The organism is Rhizobium sp. BK008 (assembly GCF_014197345.1).
GTDB classification, from domain to species: Bacteria; Pseudomonadota; Alphaproteobacteria; order Rhizobiales; family Rhizobiaceae; genus Rhizobium; species Rhizobium anhuiense.
Window position 1 is genome coordinate 1,534,103 of sequence record NZ_JACIFK010000001.1, and the last position, 21,090, is coordinate 1,555,192.

Consider the following 21,090-nt stretch of genomic DNA (forward strand, 5'->3'; position numbering starts at 1 on the left):
ACCGACCGCAGGAAACAAGGCCTCGCACACTCCCGGCGAGGCCTTTTTCGTGGCGCAACAAAAAACCCGGCGTGAAGCCGGGTTTCTGTTCAAAAATGATGGCAGGATCACTGCGCCTTGGCTGCCTTCTGGGCATCTTCCAGCTTCTTGCGAGCTTCCTCGGCCTTCTTCTGCATGCTGTCCTGCAGGCTGCGCTGGCTTTCAGCGAGCTTGGATTCGGAAACGGGTTCGCCGTCATAAGCGCCGGTGAAGCCTTCAAGCGAAATCTTGATCGGGTTCGGCGCGCGGCGGAAGTTGATCGAGGTGAAGATCACGTCGCTGCCCTTCTTGAGGCTGGCGATCATCGCGTCGGTCAGCGGGATTTCGGCGGTGCACTTATCCGGCAGGCAGACAGCGTAGTCGAGCTTCTGGCCCTTGCCGCCGTCGATCTGCATGATGATGCCCGGAGGAATCAGGCGTGCGGTGGGAACCGAGACCTGCAGGAGCTTGCGGTTGATCTTGCCGGAAACCGAGATCAGGCCGACGGCCGTAACGAGCTGGCCGCCATTGGCGAGGATCAGGTTCTGGACAACACAGATGTCGTTGTCTTCCTGCTTGCTGCAGGTCTTGTACCAGCCGAGCTTCGGCGCACCGGAGGCCTGCGCATCGGCAGGCGCCGGTGCGGCCGCATCCTGGGCAAAGGAGGAGACCGGAGCCGAAGCGGCGCCGAACATCACTGCCAGAACGGACAGTGCTGCCCGCATTTTCTTTTCAGACTTGAACATCATAACGAATTCCGTCTCCTGATATCCGTTCGGGGCAGCGTCTTTGCCACCCCAACCATCGGGTCGTTCGGCACTCCACCTCTTAAAAAAATAAGGCAAATGCATGACCCCGAAACTTCGGGTTCACCTGTTACATCGCAGCGTTCAAGATATCCAGCATTTCTTTGGCAATTTGAGAGGCAATTTCTCAGCCAGGTCAAAGAAAACGTCGCTGCGTGTTGGAATCACTCGACCCCATGATAATCTCCCGCGTGAATCATGCCCCGTTTTTCACGGATCAAGGATTGCCGAATGCTCCGGATTATCGTCCCCTTCGTCCTCTCGCTGCTGTGCGGCGCTGTCGCCGCCGAGCCGCTGCACGGCATCGCGATGCACGGTGAGCCGGCTTTGCCGGCGGACTACAAACACTTCCCTTACGTCAATCCCGACGTAAAAAAAGGCGGCAAGATCACCTATGGCGTCGTCGGCACCTTCGACAGCCTCAACCCCTTCATCCTGAAGAGCATGCGCACGACGGCGCGCGGCATGTGGGATCCGGAATATGGCAATCTCGTCTACGAATCGCTGATGCAGCGCTCCAGGGACGAGCCGTTCACGCTCTATGGGCTGCTTGCCGAGACAGTCGAATGGGACGACGACAGAAGCTTCATTCAGTTCAACCTCAATCCGAAGGCGAAATGGGCCGATGGCCAGCCGGTAACGCCCGAAGACGTGATGTTCACCTTCGAACTGATGCGCGACAAGGGCCGCGTGCCCTTCGCCAACCGCCTCAACGTCGTCGCCAAGATGGAGAAGGTCGGCGAACACAGCGTGCGCTTCACCTTCAACGACAAGGCCGATCGTGAAACGCCGCTGATCTTCGGTCTTTTCCCGGTGCTGCCGAAACATGCGATCGATCCTGAAACCTTCGACCGTTCGTCCTTGACGCCGCCGGTCGGCTCCGGTCCCTACAAGGTAAAGACGGTGAAGCCCGGCGAGAGCATCACCTATGAGCGCGACCCGAATTATTGGGGCAAGGACATTCCCGCCAAGGTCGGTACCGACAATTACGACCAGATCACTGTCCAGTATTTCCTGCAGGACACGACGCTGTTCGAGGCCTTCAAGAAGGGCGATGTCGACATCTATCCCGACGGCAATCCCGGCCATTGGGCCAATGCCTATAATTTCCCCGCCGTCACCTCGGGGGCCGTGGTCAAGGACACATTCACGCCGAAACTGCCGAGCGGCATGCTCGGCTTCGTGTTCAACACGCGCCGGCCGATCTTTGCCGATCTCAAGGTGCGCGAAGGCCTGTCGCTGGTGTTCGATTTCGAATGGGCGAACAAAAACCTCTATTCCGGCGCCTACAAGCGCACGCAGAGCTTCTGGCAGAATTCCGAACTGTCGAGTTTCGGGGTTCCCGCCAATGCAGCCGAGCTTGCCCTGCTCGGGCCGATCAAGGACAAAATCGCGCCGGAGATTCTCGACGGCACCTACAAGCTGCCGGTGACCGACGGCTCCGGCCGCGACCGCAACGTGCTGAAGCAGGCCGTCGAACTGCTGAAACAGGGCGGATATACGATCCAGGGCGGCAAGATGCTCGATGCCTCCGGCCGCCAGCTCGCCTTCGAAATCATGACGCAGAATGCCGACCAGGAGAAGCTTGCCGTCGCCTATCAGCGTTCGCTGCAGACGATCGGCATCGCCGCTTCAATCCGCACCGTCGACGATTCGCAGTATCAGAGCCGGACGAACAGCTTCGACTACGATATGATCCTCAAGTCCTATACGTCTTCGTTGTCACCCGGAAATGAGCAGCTCGGCCGCTGGTCTTCAGCCGCCAAAACCCGCGAAGGCACCGACAGTTTCGCCGGTGTCGCCGACCCCGATATCGACACGCTGATCGACCATCTGCTTCGGGCGCGCTCGGCCGAGGATTTCACCGCGGCGGTGCGCTCCTACGACCGGCTGCTGCTGTCCGGCCATTACGTGCTGCCGCTCTACCACATCGACCAGCAATGGGTGGCGCGCAGCAAACGCATCGGCCATCCCGACAGCGTGCCGCTCTACGGAGCGCAGCTGCCGGTATGGTGGGATACAAGCGTGCAGTAAGACGCAGCCGAACCGCCTGCCAAATGTCTCCCTTGAGAGACACAACAGAATAAGGGAAATCATATGGAGCGTATCACCATCGACGTCGTCTCGGATGTCGTCTGCCCCTGGTGCTATCTCGGCAAGGCGCGGCTGGAGCTCGCCATCGCCGAGGTGCAGGACGAGATCGGCGTCGATATCAACTGGCGGCCGTACCGGCTCAACCCCGACTATCCCAAGGAAGGCGTCGACCAGAAGAAGGCGCTGGCTGAGAAGCTCGGCGGCGAGGAGCGCGTGGCGCAGGCGCACAAAATGCTCACCGATTACGGCCGCGACGTCGGCATCGCCTTCGATTTCGAGGCGATCAAGATCGGCCCGAACACGCTCGATGCCCATCGACTGATCCATTGGGCGATGATCGAAGGCCGCGAGAAACAGGACAAGGTCGTTGCCGCGCTGTTCAAGGCGAATTTCGAGGAAGGCCGCAATGTCGGCGACCACGCCGTGCTGCTCGATATCGCCGAGAAGGCCGGCCTCGACCGTTCGGTCATCGCTTCGCTGCTCGCCTCCGATGCCGATCGCGATCTGATCGTCGCCGAGATCAAGGCAGCGCAGGAGATGGGCGTCAACGGCGTGCCGTTCTTCATCTTCGATCAGCAGTATGCCGTTAGCGGCGCACAGACGCCTGACGTATTGGCGAATGCGCTGCGCGATATCGCCAAGGCGAAGGCCGAAGCGCGGTCGGGGCTCAACTAACAGACGGCAAGGCCCGACAACAGCCTTGGCTTAGCTTAGCCCAGGACGGGAATACAGCGCACTTCGGTCTTCACCGAATTGGCGATAAAGCATTCCTCATGAGCGCGATGATGCAGGGCTTCGAGCTCGCTGAGCGAGGGCTGCTTTTCGCCGCTAAAGACGACATGCGGCTTCAACGTCACCACGGTCATGGCAAGACGGCCTTCGGCATTCTTCTCCATGATGCCCTCGGCGGCATCGGTGTAGCTGTCGACGCAATAGCGCTGTTTGGCGGCGATCGACAGGAACCAGAGCATGTGGCAGCTGGAAAGCGAGGCAACGAAAGCCTCCTCCGGATCCACCGCGTCCTCGGCTGAATAGGGCAATGGGACAACATGCGAGGAAGAAGACGCCCTCACCTCAATGCCGCCGTCGAAGGTCCAGCGGTGGGCGCGGCTGTAGCGGTTGTCGGTGAAAGTCTCGCCGTTCCGCTCCCACACGATCGTCGCGCCATATGTCGCCATCTTCGTCTCCCTCTTTTTACTTCGCCATCTCGGCCAATTGCGTCATGATCACCGCGGCGCCTTGCAGGCGTTTTTCCGGGGTCGGCAGGTCGCGGGTCAGGAACAGGCTGTGGTCGGGGCGGATCTTCGCCATCGTGCCCTGCTTGCCGATATAACCGACGAGGTTTGCCGGATTGGGGAATTCCTTGTTGCGGAACTGCACGACGACGCCCTTCGGGCCGGCATCGAGCTTTTCGACATTGGCGGTGCGGCAGAGCGACTTGATGTAGACGATCTTCAGCAGATGCTGGACTTCGATCGGCATCGGGCCGAAGCGATCGATCATCTCAGCGCCGAAGCCGTCGATCTCCTTGAGCTCGGTGACTTCGCCGAGACGCCGGTAGAGCGCCATGCGCAGATGCAGGTCCGGTACGTAATTTTCCGGGATCATCACCGTCGTGCCGACGGAGATCTGCGGCGACCAGCCGGTGTCGTGGATCTCGTCGACGCCCTTGACCTCGGCGACCGCCTCTTCCAGCATCTGCTGGTAGAGTTCGAAACCGACCTCCTTGATATGACCGGACTGCTCCTCGCCGAGCAGGTTGCCGGCACCGCGGATATCGAGGTCGTGGCTTGCCAGCTGGAAGCCGGCGCCGAGCGTATCCAGCGACTGCAACACCTTGAGTCGGCGCTCGGCGGTTGCCGTCAGCACCTTATTGACCGGCAGGGTGAAGAGCGCAAAGGCGCGCACCTTCGAGCGGCCGACGCGGCCGCGCAGCTGATAGAGCTGGGCCAGGCCGAACATATCGGCGCGGTGAACGATCAGCGTGTTGGCTGTCGGCACGTCGAGGCCGGATTCGACGATGGTAGTCGACAACAGCACGTCGTAGCGGCCTTCATAGAAGGCGTTCATGATATCTTCGAGTTCGCCGGCCGGCATCTGGCCGTGGGCGATCGCCACCTTCAGCTCCGGCACATCCGACTGCAGGAAGGCACTGATATCCTCGAGGTCGGCAAGCCTGGGGCAGACATAGAAGCTCTGGCCGCCGCGATAATGCTCGCGCATCAGCGTCTCGCGGATGACAAGGCTGTCGAAGGGCGAGATGAAGGTGCGCACCGCCATGCGGTCGACCGGGGGCGTGGTGATCAGCGACAATTCGCGCACGCCGGTCATGGCAAGCTGCAGCGTGCGCGGGATCGGCGTTGCAGACAGCGTCAGCACGTGCACATCGCTCTTCAGCTCCTTCAGCCGCTCCTTGTGCTTGACGCCGAAATGCTGCTCCTCGTCGATGACGAGCAGGCCGAGATTGGCGAATTTGATGCCGGCGCCAAGCAGCGCATGGGTGCCGACGACGATATCGGTCTTGCCGTCCGCGACTTCCTTCTTGGTCAGCGCCAGCTCCTTGGCGCCGACGAGGCGTGAAGCCTGCTGGACACGCACCGGCAGGCCGCGAAAACGCTCGGAAAAGGTCTTGAAATGCTGGCGGGCGAGCAATGTCGTCGGTACGACGACGGCGACCTGGACGCCGTTCATCGCTGCGACGAAGGCGGCGCGCAGCGCCACTTCGGTCTTGCCGAAGCCGACGTCGCCGCAGACGAGGCGGTCCATCGGCCGGCCGGCACCGAGATCGGAGCGCACGGCGTCGATGGCGTTGTCCTGGTCCTCGGTCTCGTCATAGGGGAAGCGCGCGGCGAATTCGTCGTAGAGACCTTCCGGCGTCGTCAGCATCGGCGCGTGGCGCGTCAGGCGCTCGGCGGCGATGCGGATCAACGCATCGGCCATGTCGAGCAGGCGCTTCTTCAGCTTGGCCTTGCGCATCTGCCAGGCGCCGCCGCCGAGCTTGTCAAGCTGGGCGTCGGTGCCCTCGCCGCCATAGCGCGAGAGTAGATCGATGTTTTCGACCGGCAGGAAAAGCTTGGCCTCGTCGGCATATTGCAGCTCGAGGCAGGCATGCGGCGCACCGGCCGCCTCGATGGTCCGCAGCCCGACGAAGCGGCCGATGCCGTGTTCGGCATGGACGACGATCGAGCCCTCATCGAGGCCCGCGACCTCGGAGATGAAATCGGCGGCGCGTTTGCGGCGTTTGGAGCGGCGCACCATGCGGTCGCCCAATATATCCTGCTCGCCGATGACGACGAGGTCGCCGGCCTCGAAGCCGGCTTCGAGACTGAGCACGGCCGCGGCCGCCTCGCCTCTCGCCAGCGCGCCGACATCCTTCAGCGCCTCGACCGGCTTGACCTTTTCCAAGCCATGTTCGTTCAGCACCTGCAGCAGGCGTTCCAGCGAACCTTCGGTCCAGGCGGTGACCACCACTTTGGCACCGGCGGCGCGCCGATCGGCAATATGCTTGACGACGACGTCGAAAATGTTGATGCGTTCGGCATCGCCGCCGCCCTCGGCGTTCGAACGGGCCCAACGCTGGCCCTGGCGGGCATCGACATTGACGACCCGCCTCGCCTCGCCCTCATGCTCGTTGAAGGGGCTGATGCGGATCGCGCCGAGCGCGTCGAGGGTTTTGACGAAAAGCTTGCTGTCGAGATAGAGCTGGCCCGGCGTCACCGGCTTGTAGGGCGTACCCTGGTTCACCTGGCCCTTGGCCGGCTGGCCGGAATTCAGGCGGGCATCGTAATAGTCGAAAACGAGCTTGGAGCGCTCCTCCGCCGCCTCGCGCACCGTGTGGTCGATGACGATACGGAAGCCGCTGAGATAATCGAAGACGGTATCGAGCTTCTCGTAGAAGAGCGGCAGCCAATGCTCCATGCCGGGGTAACGGCGGCCTTCGGAGACGGCAAGATAGAGCGCGTCGTCGCGGGTGGTGGCGCCGAAAGCCGAAAGGTAATTCTTGCGGAAGCGACTGATCGTATCCGGAGTCAGCGTCACCTCGCTCATCGGATTGAGATCGAGGGAGCGTACCTGCCCGATCGTGCGCTGGTTGGCAGGATCGAAGCTGCGGATCGATTCCAGCGTGTCGCCGAAGAAATCCAGGCGGACCGGTTCTTCCGAACCCGGCACGAAGACGTCGAGAATGCCGCCGCGCACGGCATATTCGCCGACCTCGCGAACAGTCGCGACGCGCTCGAAGCCGTTGCGCTCCAGGCGGCCGGCGAGATCGTCCATGCGCAGCTGGTTGCCGGGACGGGCCGAAAAGCTCAGGCTCTCGATGACATCCTGCGGCGCCACCTTCTGCAGCATGGCATTGGCGGTGACGAGCACGATTGCGGCATGCGGCTTCTTGCGATGGGCAATCAGGCCGCCAAGTGCGGCTAGCCGGCGGGCGGAGGTGTCGGCGCTCGGCGAGACGCGGTCATAGGGCAGACAGTCCCAGGCCGGCAGGGTGAGAACCGGAATGTCCGGGGCGACGAAGCCCAGCATCTGTTCGAGATCGGCCATGCGGTGGCCGTCCGACATGACATAGGCGACCGGCTCTCCCGTTCGGGCGAGCTCGGCGAGCAGCAGCGTCTCCAGACCTGCCGGCACATTGCCGATCGTCAGCGGCTCGGCAATGGCCGCAAGCTTCTTCGCATCGAAACCAGGGATCATTCCGGCGTCCTGAGGGGCTTGTCGAAATCGGGCTTATAGGCGGCGATGCGGGCAAACATCGGTGTCCGGAAACGCTCAGGCACCGGCCATGTTCCCATGATCCAGCGGACGAGATCATTGTCCTCTTCCGCCATGATCGTCTCGAACTCATCGAGTTCGGCTTCCGACAGCGTCGCGACCTCGGCTTCGGCGAACTGGCCGAAGACCAGATCCATCTCGCGGATGCCGCGATGCCAGCAGCGGAAAAGGATCCTGCGGCGGCGCGGGTCGAGACCGGCACTCGTGAGCGTGACACCTGTCATGGCATTACCTTCCTGTTGATGCGCCTCTATAGACCCTGGAAAGCGGCTTGTCAGCCTTGCCAAGGCCGCATTGTTCATCGCATTTTGGCCGCATGCGCCCCGCCATTCTCGATCCTCTGTTTTCCCCCATTTCGGGCCTTCCGGGCGTCGGTCCGAAGATCGCCGACCTGCTGGTGAAGCTGCTCGGGCGCGAGACGCTGGAGGATTGCCGGGTCATCGACCTCCTCTTCCACGCACCCTTTTCGCTGATCGACCGGCGCAACCAGCCGGGAATCGCGCGCGCGCCGCAGGGGGCGATCGTGACGATCACGGCGCGCGTCGACCGGCACCAGGTACCGCCGCGCGGCAAAAGCAATATCCCCTATCGCGTCTTCCTGCATGACGAAACCGGCGAGCTGACGCTGGTCTTCTTCCGCGGACAGGCGGCATGGCTGGAAAAGCAGCTGCCGATCGATGCCGAGGTGACGGTCAGCGGCAAGATCGACTGGTTCAACGGCCGCGCCTCGATGGTGCATCCCGATTATATCGTCAGGGCCGAGGAAGCGGAGAGCCTGCCGCTGGTCGAGCCGATCTATCCGCTGACGGCGGGACTTTCACCGAAGACGCTGCGCAAGATCATCGACGCCGGCCTGCCGCGCTTTCCCGAGCTGCCGGAATGGATCGATCTCTCGCTGACACAGAAGCAGGGCCTGCCGTCGATCCGCGACAGCTTCCACATGCTGCACGAGCCGCGCGATCCCACCGATATCGACCCGCAGGCCCCTGCCCGGCGGCGGCTTGCCTATGACGAGTTCCTCGCCGGCCAGCTGTCGCTGAGCCTGGTGCGGCAGAGACTGCGCAAGGTGGCGGGCCAGCCGGTGCATGCGACAGGTGCCGTCAGCGACGAGATCCTGAAAACCTTGCCCTTCTCGCTCACGACAAGCCAGAACGAGGCGATTGCCGAGGTTTTGAAGGACATGGCCGGCAACGAGCGCATGCTGCGGCTGCTGCAGGGCGATGTCGGCTCCGGCAAGACGCTGGTGGCGCTGATGGCGATGGCGGCGGTGATCGAGAGCGGCGGCCAGGCCGTGCTGATGGCGCCGACCGAAATCCTGGCGCGGCAGCATCATGCGACGATCTCGAAATTTGCCGCCGCCGGGCTTGGCATCGAGGTGCTGACCGGGCGCACCAAGGGACGCGAACGGGAGGAGATCCAGGAGCGCATCGCCTCGGGTGCGGCACAGATCATCATCGGCACGCATGCGCTGTTCCAGGACAGCGTCACCTACGCCAATCTGATGCTGGCCGTCGTCGACGAACAGCATCGTTTCGGCGTGCATCAGCGCCTGCGGCTGACGGCCAAGGGCATCTCGCCGCATATGCTTGTCATGACGGCGACACCGATCCCGCGCACGCTGGTGCTCGCCGCCTTCGGCGATATGGACGTCTCCAAGCTCACAGAGAAACCGGCCGGCCGCAAGCCGATCCAGACGATCACCGTGCCGATGGAACGAACAGGCGAAATCGTCGGGCGGCTGCAAAGCGCGATCGCCGAGGGCAAGAAAGCCTATTGGATCTGCCCGCTGGTCGAGGAGTCCGAAGAGCTCGACCTGATGTCAGCCGAAGAACGGCATGCGACGCTCACCTCCGCACTCGGCCCCGATATCGGCCTCATCCATGGCCGGATGAGCGGACCGGAGAAGGACGCAGCGATGTTGGCGTTCAAAAACGGCGAGACGCGGCTGCTCGTCGCCACGACCGTCGTCGAGGTCGGCGTCGACGTGCCGGATGCGACGATCATGGTGATCGAACATGCCGAACGCTTCGGCCTGGCGCAATTGCATCAGCTGCGCGGCCGCGTCGGGCGCGGCGACGAGGCCTCGACCTGCATCCTGCTCTATAAGGGGCCGCTCGGCGAAACCGGCCATGCCAGGCTCTCGATCATGCGCGAGACGGAAGACGGTTTCCGCATCGCCGAGGAAGACCTGAAGCTGCGCGGCGAAGGCGAGTTGCTCGGCACAAGACAATCCGGCACGCCGGGTTTCCGCATCGCCAGCCTCGAGGCGCATGCCGACCTGCTGGAGATCGCCCGCAAGGATGCCGCCTATCTGATCGAGCGCGATCCGGAGCTGACCGGTGAAAGAGGACAGGCGATCCGCACCCTGCTCTATCTTTTCCGCCGTGACGAGGCGATCCGGTTTTTGAGAGCGGGTTGAAACGCGACGCCGCAGCGTTGGGCGACAGGCATCAATCCGCCTTGGAAACCGCCACCGGCTTCGGCCGCGGCAAATGCTTCTGCTTCGGATCGGCCGGCTTGTGTTCGGGCGCCACAAGCCCGCCCGAAATCAGGAACTTCGCGGCGTCTTCCGGCGACATATCGAGCATGACGATCTTCTCGCGCGGCACGAAGATGAGGAAGCCGGCCGTCGGCACCGGCGTCGGCGGCAGGAAGACGGCGACCATATCCTGGCCCATGGCATCGAACTTCGAAGCGATTTCGCCCTTGGCGTCGGTGGCGATGAAGATCAGCGCCCAGAGGCCTGGACCCGGATATTCGATGAGGCCGACCTTCTTGAAAGAGTTCGCCTGCTCCTTCAGCACGGTTTCGAAAATCTGCTTCACGCTTCTGTAGATTGTGCGCACCAGCGGCATGCGCTGGACGATCGATTCGCCGAAGCGGACGATACTCTGGCCAATCAGGTTCTTGCCGAGAAAGCCGACGACGGTGATCAGCACGACAGCGATCAGCAGGCCGAAACCGGGAATGGCGAAATTGAGATAACTTTCCGGATTCCAGCGCGCCGGAATATAGGGCCTGACCCAGCTGTCCGACCAGTGGATGAAGGTCCAGGTCAGCCAGATGGTGATCGCGATCGGGGCGCAGATGATCAGCCCTGCAAGGAAATTATTCCGCAACCGGGTCGCGACCGGCATTCTGGGGGTGTTGTCGGTCATCGTTTCCTGATGAGCTCCATCTCAGTCGTGGACAGGCCGGAACGCCGGCCCTTCCCCCTTGTCCGCACACCAAAATTGCCAGAATTCGGGACGTCGCACAATATGTTTCGGCGCGACAATCCCGGCGTTGCAGGCTTATTCTACGGTCACGGATTTCGCCAGGTTGCGCGGCTGGTCGACATCGGTGCCCATGAAGACGGCGGTGTGATAGGCGAGCAGCTGGATCGGCAACGAGAAGATCATCGGCGCGATGATTTCATCGACCACAGGCAGGGTGATCGTTGCCATGGTCGGCAGTTTCGAGGCGCTAGCACCGGCCTCGTCCGTGATGAAGATGATGCGGCCGCCGCGGGCTGCGACCTCCTGCATGTTCGAGACGGTCTTTTCGAAGAAACGGTCATAGGGGGCGATGACGATGACAGGCATGTTCTCATCGATCAACGCGATCGGTCCATGCTTCAACTCACCGGCGGCATAACCTTCGGCATGGATATAGGAGATTTCCTTGAGCTTCAGCGCGCCTTCCATGGCGAGCGGGAAGCTGGTCCCGCGGCCGAGATAGAGTACGTCCTTGCACTTCGACAGCTCGCGCGACAGGCTTTCCATCTGCGGCTGGATCAGGTTCAACACCCGGCTCATGATGCGCGGCATTTCGGCGAGATGGCGCACCAGCGCCCTCTCCTCCTCCGCAGTCACCGTGCCGCGCGCCTTGCCGGCGCCGATCGCCAGCGACGCCAGCACGGCAAGCTGGCAAGTGAAGGCCTTGGTGGAGGCGACACCGATTTCGGGGCCGGCCATGATCGGGAAGACGGCGTCGGATTCGCGCGCGATCGTCGATTCGCGGACATTGACGACGGCGCCGATCTTCAGCCCGTTGTCCCGGCAATAGCGCAGCGATGCCAGTGTGTCGGCGGTCTCGCCTGATTGCGAGATGAAGAGTGCCGCCTGCGACGGCGACAGCGGCATTTCGCGGTAGCGGAATTCGGAGGCGACGTCGATTTCAACAGGCAGGCGGGCATAACGCTCGAACCAGTATTTGCCGACGAGACCGGCGAGATAGGCAGTGCCGCAAGCCGAGATCGCCAAGCCGGTCGTCGCCTTGAAGTCGATCGCCGCGGCATTGGCGCCGATCGTGTTTGCGGCGAAATCGACATAGTGGCTGAGCGCGTGGGAAATCACCTCCGGCTGCTCGTAGATTTCCTTTTCCATGAAATGGCGATGGTTGCCCTTGTCGACGACATAGGCGGTCGCCTGCGAGATCTGGCGGGCGCGCTTGACCGGCTTGCCGGCGAAATCGAGCACCGACACGCCGTCGCGGGTGAGGACGGCGCAATCGCCGTCGACGAGATAGCTGATCTCGTTGGTGAAGGGCGACAGCGCGATCGCATCCGAGCCGAGGAACATCTCGCCACGGCCGTAGCCGACGGCAAGCGGCGGGCCGGAACGGGCGGCCATGATCGTGCCGGGATCGGCCTTCAGCATGACGGCCAGCGCATAGGCGCCGGTCACCCGGTTCAGCATCTTCAGCATGGCGGCGCGCGGCTCCAGGCCTTCGCGCAGATATTTCGCCATCAGATGAGCGACAACCTCCGTGTCGGTCTGGGTTTCGAAGACCGAACCCTCTTCCGTCAACTCGTCGCGAAGCTCGGAAAAATTCTCGATGATGCCGTTATGGACAACGGCCACTCCCTCGACGAAATGCGGATGGGCATTGGTCTCATTGGGAACGCCGTGGGTCGCCCAGCGTGTATGGGCGATTCCGACGGTGCCGGGCAGTGGTTCGGTGTCGAGGCGCTTTTCCAGATTAAACAGCTTGCCCTCGGCGCGGCGGCGATCCATCACGCCGTCATGAATGGTGGCGACGCCGGCGGAATCATAGCCGCGATATTCGAGACGCTTCAGCGCATCGACCAGGCGCCCGGCAACAGGCTGATTTCCGACGATCCCCACAATGCCGCACATATAGTATCCCCATAAAGGCTTCGATGACGAGGCCAGTCCTAACGATTCCTGCTTATTTCTCAATCACCTCGGCGGTCACTTTGAATTTCCGCCGGTTACGCAAGGCCGGTCAGCCCTTCGCCTTCTTTGCCGCCTTGATGGCGAGCGCCCGTTCGCGCAACAGCGTGGCGCGGCCGGGTTTGATCTCCTGCCGGGCGCGGCCTAGCGCCAGCGCATCGGCCGGCACATCGACGGTGATGACGCTGCCGGAGCCGACATAGGCGCCGTCGCCGATCGTCACCGGCGCGACCAGCGACGAGTTGGACCCGATGAAAGCGTTGTCGCCGATCACCGTCTCGCTCTTGTTGACGCCGTCATAGTTGCAGGTGATCGTGCCGGCGCCGATATTGCTGCCAGCGCCGATGACGGCATCGCCGATATAGGTGAGATGATTGACCTTGGCGCCCTCACCGAGCCGGCCGTTCTTGACCTCGCAGAAGTTGCCGACCTTGGCGCCGCTGGCGAGGTCGGCACCCGGCCGCAGCCGGGCGAAGGGGCCGACCGTCGCGCCCTGGCTCACATGGGCGCCTTCGATATGCGAGAAGGCATGAATGACGGCGCCGCTGTCGATCACCGCGCCGGGACCGAAGACAACATTCGGCTCGATCAGCGCATCCTGGCCGATGACGGTATCGTAGGCGAGAAAGACGGTTTCCGGGGCGATCATGGTGACGCCTGAAAGCATCATCTCGTGGCGGCGGCGCTCCTGCCAGAAGCGCTCGATAACGGCGAGTTCCGCACGGGTGTTGCAGCCGGTCATCTCGATCTCGGGGGCATCGACCGCGGTGACGCGTCCGCCGAGCGATCTGGCGATCTCGACGAGATCGGTCAGGTAGAATTCGCCCTTGGCATTGGCATTGCCGATGCGCGAGAGAAGGTCGAGCGCCTTGCGGCCGTTGATCGCCATCAGCCCGCTGTTGCACCAGGTGACGGTGCGCTCGGCATCGGTCGCATCCTTTTCCTCGCGGATGGCGATGAGTTCGCCATCCTTGACGAGCAGGCGGCCGTAGCCGCTCGGGCGGTCGGTGTGGAAGCCGATGACGACGACGTCGCTTCCGTCGGCCAGCCCCTGGCGGGCGGCCTTCAGCGGCCCGTCGGTCTGGAGCGGCACGTCGCCATAGGTGACGAGGATATCGTCATAACCCTTGGCGATCGCTTCGCGCGCCGCCAGCACCGCGTGGCCGGTGCCGAGGCGTTCCTTCTGCAGATAGGATTGGATGCCGACGCCGGCAACGCTTCCAGCCTTTGCCACCTCCTCGGCATCGCGGCCGACGACAAGCGCCACGGATGAGATACCGGCGGAGGCGACCGCATCGACCACATGGGCGATCATCGGCCGTCCGGCGACGGGATGCAGCACCTTCGATTTCGAGGATTTCATCCGCGTGCTGTCACCGGCGGCAAGGATGACGGCAAGACAAGTGCGTTCCATGATGTGCTCCGCGAATCCGCGCCATGAGGCGGCTTTGTTGCCTCTTACTGCATAATTCCTGAAATCGGAATCGATTTGAGGATAAAATTGCACAGCAGTTCAGAGTGCCGCAGCGTGCCTTGCGCGTCTGAAGAAACGCCTGGCGCTGTCGATAGGCAGAACCTTCACAAAGGTGAAATTGCCGCCGAAATCGGCCCTGTCACAGCCTCCGAACCGCGAGCCGCGAAGGCCTCGTGCACATGATGGCGGCCGTCCAGGATGACGTCCTCCATTGCGCGGCGCGCGGCAGCGCTATCGCCGGAAACGATCGCATCGACGATGCGCATATGGGTGTCGGCGATATTGGCGAAGCCGTTTTCGGTTGGCGGTGTGCTCATCCGGAACATGCCGACGAGGGCCGCTTCGATGAGGCTGCCCAAGGTGCGCATGAAGGGATTGTGCGAGGCTTCGGCGATCGCCAGGTGGAAACGAAGGTCGGCGAGCGCCAGGCTGTCGGCCGTATGGCCGCTTGCCGCCATATCGAGCGCCAGCCCCCGCAGCGTCTCGATATCCTCGGCATTCGCCCGTTCGGCGACGAGACTGGCGGCGAAGGGTTCGACAGCGAGGCGGATATCATAAAGCTGCAGCAGGAATTCTTCCGTCACGCCGTTGTCGAAGTGCCAGGCGATGATCTCGCTGTCGAACATGTTCCAGAGGTTCTTCTCGGTCACACGTGTGCCGACCCGCGCCTTGGCGACGACCATGCCCTTGGCGGCGAGCGTCTTCATCGTCTCGCGCAACACGGTGCGAGACACTTTGAAGCGTTGCGCCAGTTCCGTATCGCCCGGCAGGATCGAGCCGACAGGATAGGTGCCGGCAACGATCGCCTTGCCGAGCTCGTCGACCACCTGCGCATGGCTAGTCCGGGTTCTGCGTCCGGTCTTCCGTGTCTCGTCCAATTTGTTGCGCAAGCGATCCGTCTCCCCCTCAGGCATACCTCTTGTTCAGACTGGAAAGGAACAGGATAGCCTTCTGCATCAGAATGAATGCAAACAGCAGGAGGCCGATCAGGATCTTGGTCCACCAGCTCGACAGCGTGCCGTCGAAGGTGATGTAGGTCTGAATGAGCCCCTGGATCAGGATACCGATCAAGGTTCCCGCCACGAATCCCGCTCCCCCGGTCAGCAGCGTCCCTCCAATGACGACTGCCGCGATCGCATCGAGCTCGACGCCGACTGCTGCAAGGGAATATCCAGCAGAGGTGTATAGCGAAAAAACGATTCCGGATAGACCCGCAAGAAAACCCGACAGCGCATAGATCTGGATCGTCGTACGGCCGACCGGCACGCCCATCAGCCGCGCCGTCTGCGGACCGCCGCCGAGGGCATAGACATTGGTGCCGAAGCGGGTGCGCTGAGCGATGAAGATGCCGACGGCAAAGACCAGAAGCATGATGCCGCCGATCAGCGTCAACCGGCCGCCGCCGGGCAGACGGTAATAGAGGCTCGTCAGCGTCGAATAATATTCGTTATCGATCGGGATGCTGTCGATCGAGAGCACGAAGGCCATGCCACGCGCCAGGAACATGCCGGCGAGCGTAACGATGAAGGCCGGCATGTCGAGATAGTGGATGATCGCGCCCATGATACCGCCAAAGGCAGTGGTGATGACGAGCACGAGGGCGAAGGCGAGCAGCGGATGGATCGAGGTGTTCTGCAGGATCACCGCAAGGAAGACGCCGGTAAAGGCGATGACCGAACCGATCGACAGATCGATGCCGCCGGAGATGATGACAAAGGTCATGCCGACGGCGGCGATGCCGAGAAAGGCATTGTCGGTCAGGAGATTGCCGATGACGCGCGTCGACAGCATGTTCGGATATTGCAGCGTGCAGCCGGCATAGGCGAGCACGAAGATGACGATGGTCGCAAGCAGCGGCAGGTATTTGGAGTTCATTTCGACTGCTCCCTTCCGCCCTGCCGGCGGCTGGCAAAGATAGCGAGCGATTGCACCGCCGGCGACTGGATGACGAGGATGACGATAATGATGACGGCCTTGATGATCAGGTTGAATTCGGGCGGGAAGCCGGAAGACAGGATGCCTGTATTCACCGCCTGGATGATCATCGCGCCGATCAGCGATCCGAGAATGCTGAAACGGCCGCCGAGCAGAGAATTGCCGCCGACGACGACGGCGAGGATGGCGTCGAGTTCCAGCCAGAGGCCGGCATTATTGGCATCGGCGCCCTTGATGTCGGCGGCGACGATGACGCCTGCAATCGAGGCGCAGAGGCCGCTCAGCATATAGACAGCCATCAGCAGTACCGGCGTCTGAATGCCGGAGAGCGTGCTGGCGCGGCGATTGATTCCGACGGCCTCGATCAGCATGCCGAGCGCCGTGCGGCGGACAAGCAAAATGACGAGCAGGCCGACGAGAATCCAGGTGACGACAGGCATCGGCAGAAGCAGCAGCGAACCGCTGCCGAAGAAGGTCAGCCCGTCATCGTTGAAGGTCAGGATGGCGCCTTCGGTGATGAGCTGGGCGATGCCGCGGCCGGCCACCATCAGCACCAGCGTCGCGATGATCGGCTGGATGTTGAGGACAGCCACCAGAAAACCGTTCCAGACGCCGCAGGCAAGCCCAATAGAAAGCGTTAGGATAACGGTATAAGCAACTGAATTTCCAGACACAATCGACGATGCGGCGACAGCGCCGCAGATCGCGATGACCGCACCGACGGAAAGGTCGATGCCCTTGGTGGCAATGACCAGCGTCATGCCGATCGCCAGCAGCGCCACCGGCGCGCCGCGGTTGAGCACATCGATCAGGCTGCCATACAGCCGGGCATTTTGAACCACAACATTAAAAAACTGCGGCGACGTGATGAAATTCAACAAAAGAATGACAACAAGCGCAATCAATTGCGGCGCCAGGCGATAGGCCAGCGCCTTCAGCGAGGACCTCATGCCTCCTCCATCTTATGTTCGGCGGCGGCGATGGCTTCGACGATGCCGGCGGCCGTGATGCGTTCGCCTGTCAATTCGGCGATATGCTGCCGGTCGCGAAGGACGATGACACGTGAACTATAGGCGACAAGCTCTTCAAGTTCCGAGGAAATCACGATCAGCGACATGCCGCCGGCACAGAGCTCTTCGATCAGCTTGATGATCTCGGCATGGGCGCCGACATCGATGCCGCGGGTCGGCTCGTCGAGGATCAGAAACTTCGGATTGGTCGCCAGCCAGCGGGCGAGGATCGCCTTCTGCTGATTGCCGCCGGAAAGCAGGCGGATCGGCTTTTCGCGATCGGTGGTGCGGATATCGAGCGCCTTGATGTAGCGGTCGGCGAGCGCGTTCTGTTCGGCGCGCGAGAGCGGCCGGGTCCAGCCGCGGCGGGCCTGCAGCGCAAGCGCGATGTTTTCCCTGATCGACAGGTCGCCGATGATGCCATCGGTCTTGCGATCCTCGGGGCAGAAGCCAAAGTCCTTTTCGATTGCGGCGCGCGGGCTCGAAAGCGTCACAGGCTGGCCGTCGATCGTGGCGCTGCCGCTGTCGGCGTGTTCGATGCCGAACAGGAGTTCGGCGGTTTCGGTCCGGCCGGAGCCGAGCAGCCCGGCAATGCCGACCACCTCTCCGGCCCGCACCTCAAGGTCGAAGGGTTTGACTTTGCCGCGTTTGCCGTAGCCTGAAAAACGGTATCGGACTTCGCCTGCCGCGTGGCTGCGTTCCTTCACCGCCTCCTCGACATGCGCCAGTTCGCGGCCGAGCATCATGGCGATCAGGCCCTGGCGCGGCAGATCGGCGGCGTCGCGGGTGCCGACGAGCTTGCCGTTGCGCAGCACGGTGATGCGGTCGCTGATCGCATAGACCTGCTCGAGAAAATGGGTGATGAAGACGATGCCCAGCCCACGCTGCTTCAGGTCCTCGATGATGCGGAAGAGCAGCGCCACCTCCTGATTGTCGAGGCTTGCCGTCGGCTCATCGAGGATCAGCACCTTGCCTGAGAGATCAACGGCACGGGCGATGGCAACCACTTGCTGGACGGCGACGGAGAAACGGCTGAGTTCGGCGGTGACGTCGATATCGATGCCATAGCCGGCAAGCAGATCGCGCGCCTTGCGGTTCATCGCCCCGACGTCGGTCATGCCGAAACGCCTCGGCTGGCGTCCGAGAAAGAGATTTTCGGCGACGCTCAGATTGGAAAGGAGATTGACCTCCTGGTAGACCGTGCCGATGCCGAGCTTCTGGGCGGCGAGCGTATTGGCCGGATTGATTTCCTGGCCGTCCAGCATCAGGCTGCCTTCGTCACGATGGTAGGCGCCGGTGATGCACTTGATCAGCGTCGATTTGCCGGCGCCGTTTTCGCCGAGCAATGCATGAACCTCGCCACGGCGCAGCGTGAAATCCACCTTATCCAGGGCGACGGCGCCGGGGAAGAATTTCGATATGCCGGAGGCTGCGAGAATATTCTCGAAATTGTGAACCATGAGGGCTGCTGTTTCCTGATATTGCGCCTTACGCCTGTGCCAAAGCCGGGCATGATGCCCGGCCGGCACCGGCAGTTCCGCACCGGTCCATGATGGGCCGGTGCGGTTCCAGGTTCAATCAGTAGCCCTGACCCTTCTTCTCTTCATAGACCTTCATCGGGTCGTCGGCAGGCGTGTAGAGCTTGGACTCGGTCTGGATCCATTTCGCCGGAGCCTTCTTGTCCTTCAGGTAGGCATCGAGCGCATCGAAGGCCGGACCTGCCATATTCGGCGTCAGCTCGACCGTGGCATTGGCCTCACCTTCCGACATGGCCTTGAAAATGTCGGGCACGGCGTCGATGGAGACGACGAGGATATCCTTGCCGGGCTTCAGGCCGGCTTCCTTGATCGCCTGGATGGCGCCGACCGCCATATCGTCGTTATGGGCGTAGAGAGCGCAGATATCCTTGCCGCCATTCTCGGCCTTCAGGAAGCTTTCCATGACTTCCTTGCCCTTGGTGCGGGTGAAGTCACCGGTCTGGCTACGAACGATCTTCAGGTTGTCGTGGCCGGCAAGAGCCTCTTCGAAGCCCTTCTTGCGGGCGATGGCCGGCGACGAACCGGTGGTGCCCTGCAGCTCGACGACGTTGCACTTCTTGTCGCCGACGGTCTTGACCAGGAAGTCGCCTGCAACCTTGCCTTCATGAACCAGATCCGACGTAACCGCCGTCAGGTACAGATCGTCGGGAGCCTTGATGGTACGGTCGAGAAGGATGACCGGAATCTTGGCTTCCTTGGCTTCCTTGAGAACGTCGTCCCAGCCGGTTTCGACGACCGGAGCAATGAGAATGGCATCGACGCCCTGAGCAATGAACGAACGCAGAGCCTTGATCTGGTTTTCCTGCTTCTGCTGCGCATCGGCAAATTTCAGATCGATGCCGCGCTTCTTGGCCTGCTCCTTGGTCACGGTCGTTTCAGCCGCACGCCAGCCTGATTCCGAGCCGATCTGCGAGAAGCCGACAGTGAGGCCGGCGGCCGAAGCCGAACCGAACATGCAGGCAGCCAGAATCGTGGCACTCAAAAGTGCAGTCTTCAATTTCATGATTTCCTCCCAATGCCGCATCTCGCGGCGCAGGGTCAAAAAATCATATAGTATTACTTTTGTAAATCGGAATCTTGGGATGCGCTGCAGCAAAAAAAGAGCGCCCACAGGGGGCGCCCTTCGCAACTGCGAATTGAATGCGGCTTATTGCGCGGGCAGCTTGTCGTCGACGCCTTCGACGTAGAAGTTCATGCCGAGCAGCGTACCGTCGTCGGCCTTTTCGCCGGCCTTCAGCCAAGGTGTGCCGTCCTGCTTGTTGATAGGGCCGGTGAAGGGATGCAGTTCGCCGGACTTGATCTTGGCTTCGGTCTCCTCGGCCATCTTCTTCACGTCGTCAGGCATGTTCGTGTACGGCGCCATCTTCAGGATGCCGTCCTTCAGGCCATCCCAGCTCTGCTCGGACTTCCAGGTGCCGTCCAGAAGCGCGTGAACGCGCTTGGAGTAATAGGTACCCCAGGTATCGACGATCGCCGTCAGCTGCGCCTTCGGGCCTGCTGCGATCATGTCCGACGCCTGACCGAAGGCGTGGATGCCGCGCTCTTCGGCAACCTGCATCGGCGCAGTCGTATCGGTGTGCTGGGTCAGAACGTCGACGCCCTGGTCGATCATCGCCTTGGCGGCATCGGCTTCCTTGCCGGGGTCGAACCAGGTGTTGACCCAGATGACCTTCAGCTTGAAGCTCGGATCGATCGACTTGGCGCCCTGCTCGAAGGAGTTGATGCCCATCACGACTTCAGGAATCGGGAAGGAGGCGATGTAGGCCGCCCCGTGATTCTTCGAGGTCTTCGCGGCGATCTGGCCGAGGATGTAGCGGCCCTCGTAGAAGCGCGAGTTGTAGGTCGCCAGATTCGGGCCGGACTTGTAGCCGGTGCCGTGCTCGAACTTGACGTCAGGGAACTTGGCGGCGACCTTGACCGTCGCATCCATGAAGCCGAAGGACGTCGTGAAGATCAGCTTGCAGCCGGAACGGGCAAGGCGCTCGATGGCGCGCTCGGCATCCGGGCCTTCCGGCACGTTTTCGAGGTAAGGCGTTTCGATCTTGTCGCCGAACTCGGCCTGGACCTGCTGACGGCCGAGATCGTGGGCCTGCGAATAACCGCCGTCGGTATGCGAACCGACATAGACGAAGCAGATCTTCGTCTTGTCAGCGGCCTGAGCGGCGGAAGAGATGCCAATCACGGCGGCAGCCGAGGCGGCAAGGGCGAATGCGAACTTCTTCATGGTGACCCCTGTTGGTTTGAAGTTATTCCGGAAACCCG

Annotated in this window: 16 protein-coding genes; 3 read left to right on the top strand and 13 right to left on the bottom strand. The window is 62.1% G+C overall.

Annotated elements, in window-relative coordinates; translation table 11 throughout:
* Positions 1-107 precede the first annotated feature (107 nt).
* The gene (locus tag FHT69_RS07430; RefSeq protein ID WP_047615121.1) at positions 108-767 is read right to left on the bottom strand and encodes an invasion associated locus B family protein; all 660 of its coding nucleotides are present in this window, start codon (positions 765-767) and stop codon (positions 108-110) included.
* Positions 768-1,055: 288 nt separating this feature from the next.
* On the opposite strand from FHT69_RS07430, the gene FHT69_RS07435 reads away from it, so the two are divergent.
* Together FHT69_RS07435 and FHT69_RS07440 are read left to right on the top strand one after the other, a co-directional pair.
* Complete coding sequence (locus tag FHT69_RS07435; RefSeq protein WP_097594518.1) at positions 1,056-2,858, top strand: extracellular solute-binding protein; 1,803 nt, start codon at positions 1,056-1,058, stop codon at positions 2,856-2,858.
* A 63-nt stretch (positions 2,859-2,921) separates the two neighbouring features.
* Entirely contained in the window at positions 2,922-3,593 is a 672-nt protein-coding gene (locus tag FHT69_RS07440; protein WP_168333784.1) for a DsbA family oxidoreductase, read from the top strand.
* Between the two features lie 35 nt (positions 3,594-3,628).
* On the opposite strand, the gene FHT69_RS07445 is transcribed toward FHT69_RS07440, so the two are convergent.
* From FHT69_RS07445 to FHT69_RS07455, 3 genes are read right to left on the bottom strand one after another with little or no spacing between them, the layout of a single operon-like run.
* Complete coding sequence (locus tag FHT69_RS07445) at positions 3,629-4,096, bottom strand: OsmC family protein (RefSeq protein WP_097594520.1); 468 nt, start codon at positions 4,094-4,096, stop codon at positions 3,629-3,631.
* Positions 4,097-4,112: 16 nt separating this feature from the next.
* Positions 4,113-7,616, bottom strand: a complete 3,504-nt coding sequence (gene mfd / locus FHT69_RS07450) for a transcription-repair coupling factor (protein ID WP_168333785.1) — start codon at positions 7,614-7,616, stop codon at positions 4,113-4,115.
* Positions 7,613-7,918 carry a succinate dehydrogenase assembly factor 2 gene (locus FHT69_RS07455; RefSeq protein WP_168333786.1) on the bottom strand — a complete coding sequence of 102 codons (306 nt, stop codon included), beginning with the start codon at positions 7,916-7,918 and terminating at the stop codon, positions 7,613-7,615. The genes mfd and FHT69_RS07455 overlap by 4 nt, the downstream gene beginning before the upstream one ends.
* Positions 7,919-8,010: 92 nt before the next feature.
* On the opposite strand from FHT69_RS07455, the gene recG reads away from it, so the two are divergent.
* Positions 8,011-10,113 (top strand): ATP-dependent DNA helicase RecG, encoded by a 2,103-nt coding sequence (recG, locus tag FHT69_RS07460; RefSeq protein ID WP_168333787.1) that lies wholly within the window; start codon positions 8,011-8,013, stop codon positions 10,111-10,113.
* Positions 10,114-10,144: 31 nt separating this feature from the next.
* On the opposite strand, the gene FHT69_RS07465 is transcribed toward recG, so the two are convergent.
* The 9 genes from FHT69_RS07465 to FHT69_RS07505 all read right to left on the bottom strand — a co-directional run bounded on the left by FHT69_RS07465 (position 10,145) and on the right by FHT69_RS07505 (position 21,052).
* Positions 10,145-10,852, bottom strand: a complete 708-nt coding sequence (locus FHT69_RS07465; protein ID WP_047615113.1) for a DUF502 domain-containing protein — start codon at positions 10,850-10,852, stop codon at positions 10,145-10,147.
* A gap of 135 nt (positions 10,853-10,987) precedes the next feature.
* Complete coding sequence (glmS, locus tag FHT69_RS07470) at positions 10,988-12,814, bottom strand: glutamine--fructose-6-phosphate transaminase (isomerizing) (protein ID WP_047615111.1); 1,827 nt, start codon at positions 12,812-12,814, stop codon at positions 10,988-10,990.
* A 109-nt stretch (positions 12,815-12,923) separates the two neighbouring features.
* A complete protein-coding gene (glmU, locus tag FHT69_RS07475; RefSeq protein WP_047615423.1) occupies positions 12,924-14,285 on the bottom strand; it encodes a bifunctional UDP-N-acetylglucosamine diphosphorylase/glucosamine-1-phosphate N-acetyltransferase GlmU in 1,362 nt (453 codons plus the stop codon).
* Positions 14,286-14,449: 164 nt separating this feature from the next.
* Positions 14,450-15,235, bottom strand: a complete 786-nt coding sequence (locus tag FHT69_RS07480; RefSeq protein WP_047615420.1) for a FadR/GntR family transcriptional regulator — start codon at positions 15,233-15,235, stop codon at positions 14,450-14,452.
* Between the two features lie 16 nt (positions 15,236-15,251).
* Positions 15,252-16,220, bottom strand: a complete 969-nt coding sequence (yjfF, locus tag FHT69_RS07485) for a galactofuranose ABC transporter, permease protein YjfF (RefSeq protein ID WP_047615110.1) — start codon at positions 16,218-16,220, stop codon at positions 15,252-15,254.
* Positions 16,217-17,230, bottom strand: coding sequence for an ABC transporter permease (locus FHT69_RS07490; protein ID WP_183905137.1), 1,014 nt, complete (start codon positions 17,228-17,230; stop codon positions 16,217-16,219). Before FHT69_RS07490 ends, yjfF begins: the two co-directional genes overlap by 4 nt.
* Complete coding sequence (ytfR, locus tag FHT69_RS07495) at positions 17,227-18,750, bottom strand: galactofuranose ABC transporter, ATP-binding protein YtfR (protein WP_183905138.1); 1,524 nt, start codon at positions 18,748-18,750, stop codon at positions 17,227-17,229. The genes FHT69_RS07490 and ytfR overlap by 4 nt, the downstream gene beginning before the upstream one ends.
* 118 nt (positions 18,751-18,868) lie before the next feature.
* On the bottom strand, positions 18,869-19,831 hold the full coding sequence (ytfQ, locus tag FHT69_RS07500) for a galactofuranose ABC transporter, galactofuranose-binding protein YtfQ (protein WP_063475569.1): 963 nt from the start codon (positions 19,829-19,831) through the stop codon (positions 18,869-18,871).
* 144 nt (positions 19,832-19,975) lie between these two features.
* Positions 19,976-21,052: a BMP family ABC transporter substrate-binding protein gene (locus FHT69_RS07505; protein ID WP_047615813.1), complete on the bottom strand. Its 1,077-nt coding sequence runs from the start codon at positions 21,050-21,052 to the stop codon at positions 19,976-19,978.
* Positions 21,053-21,090: the final 38 nt, after the last annotated feature.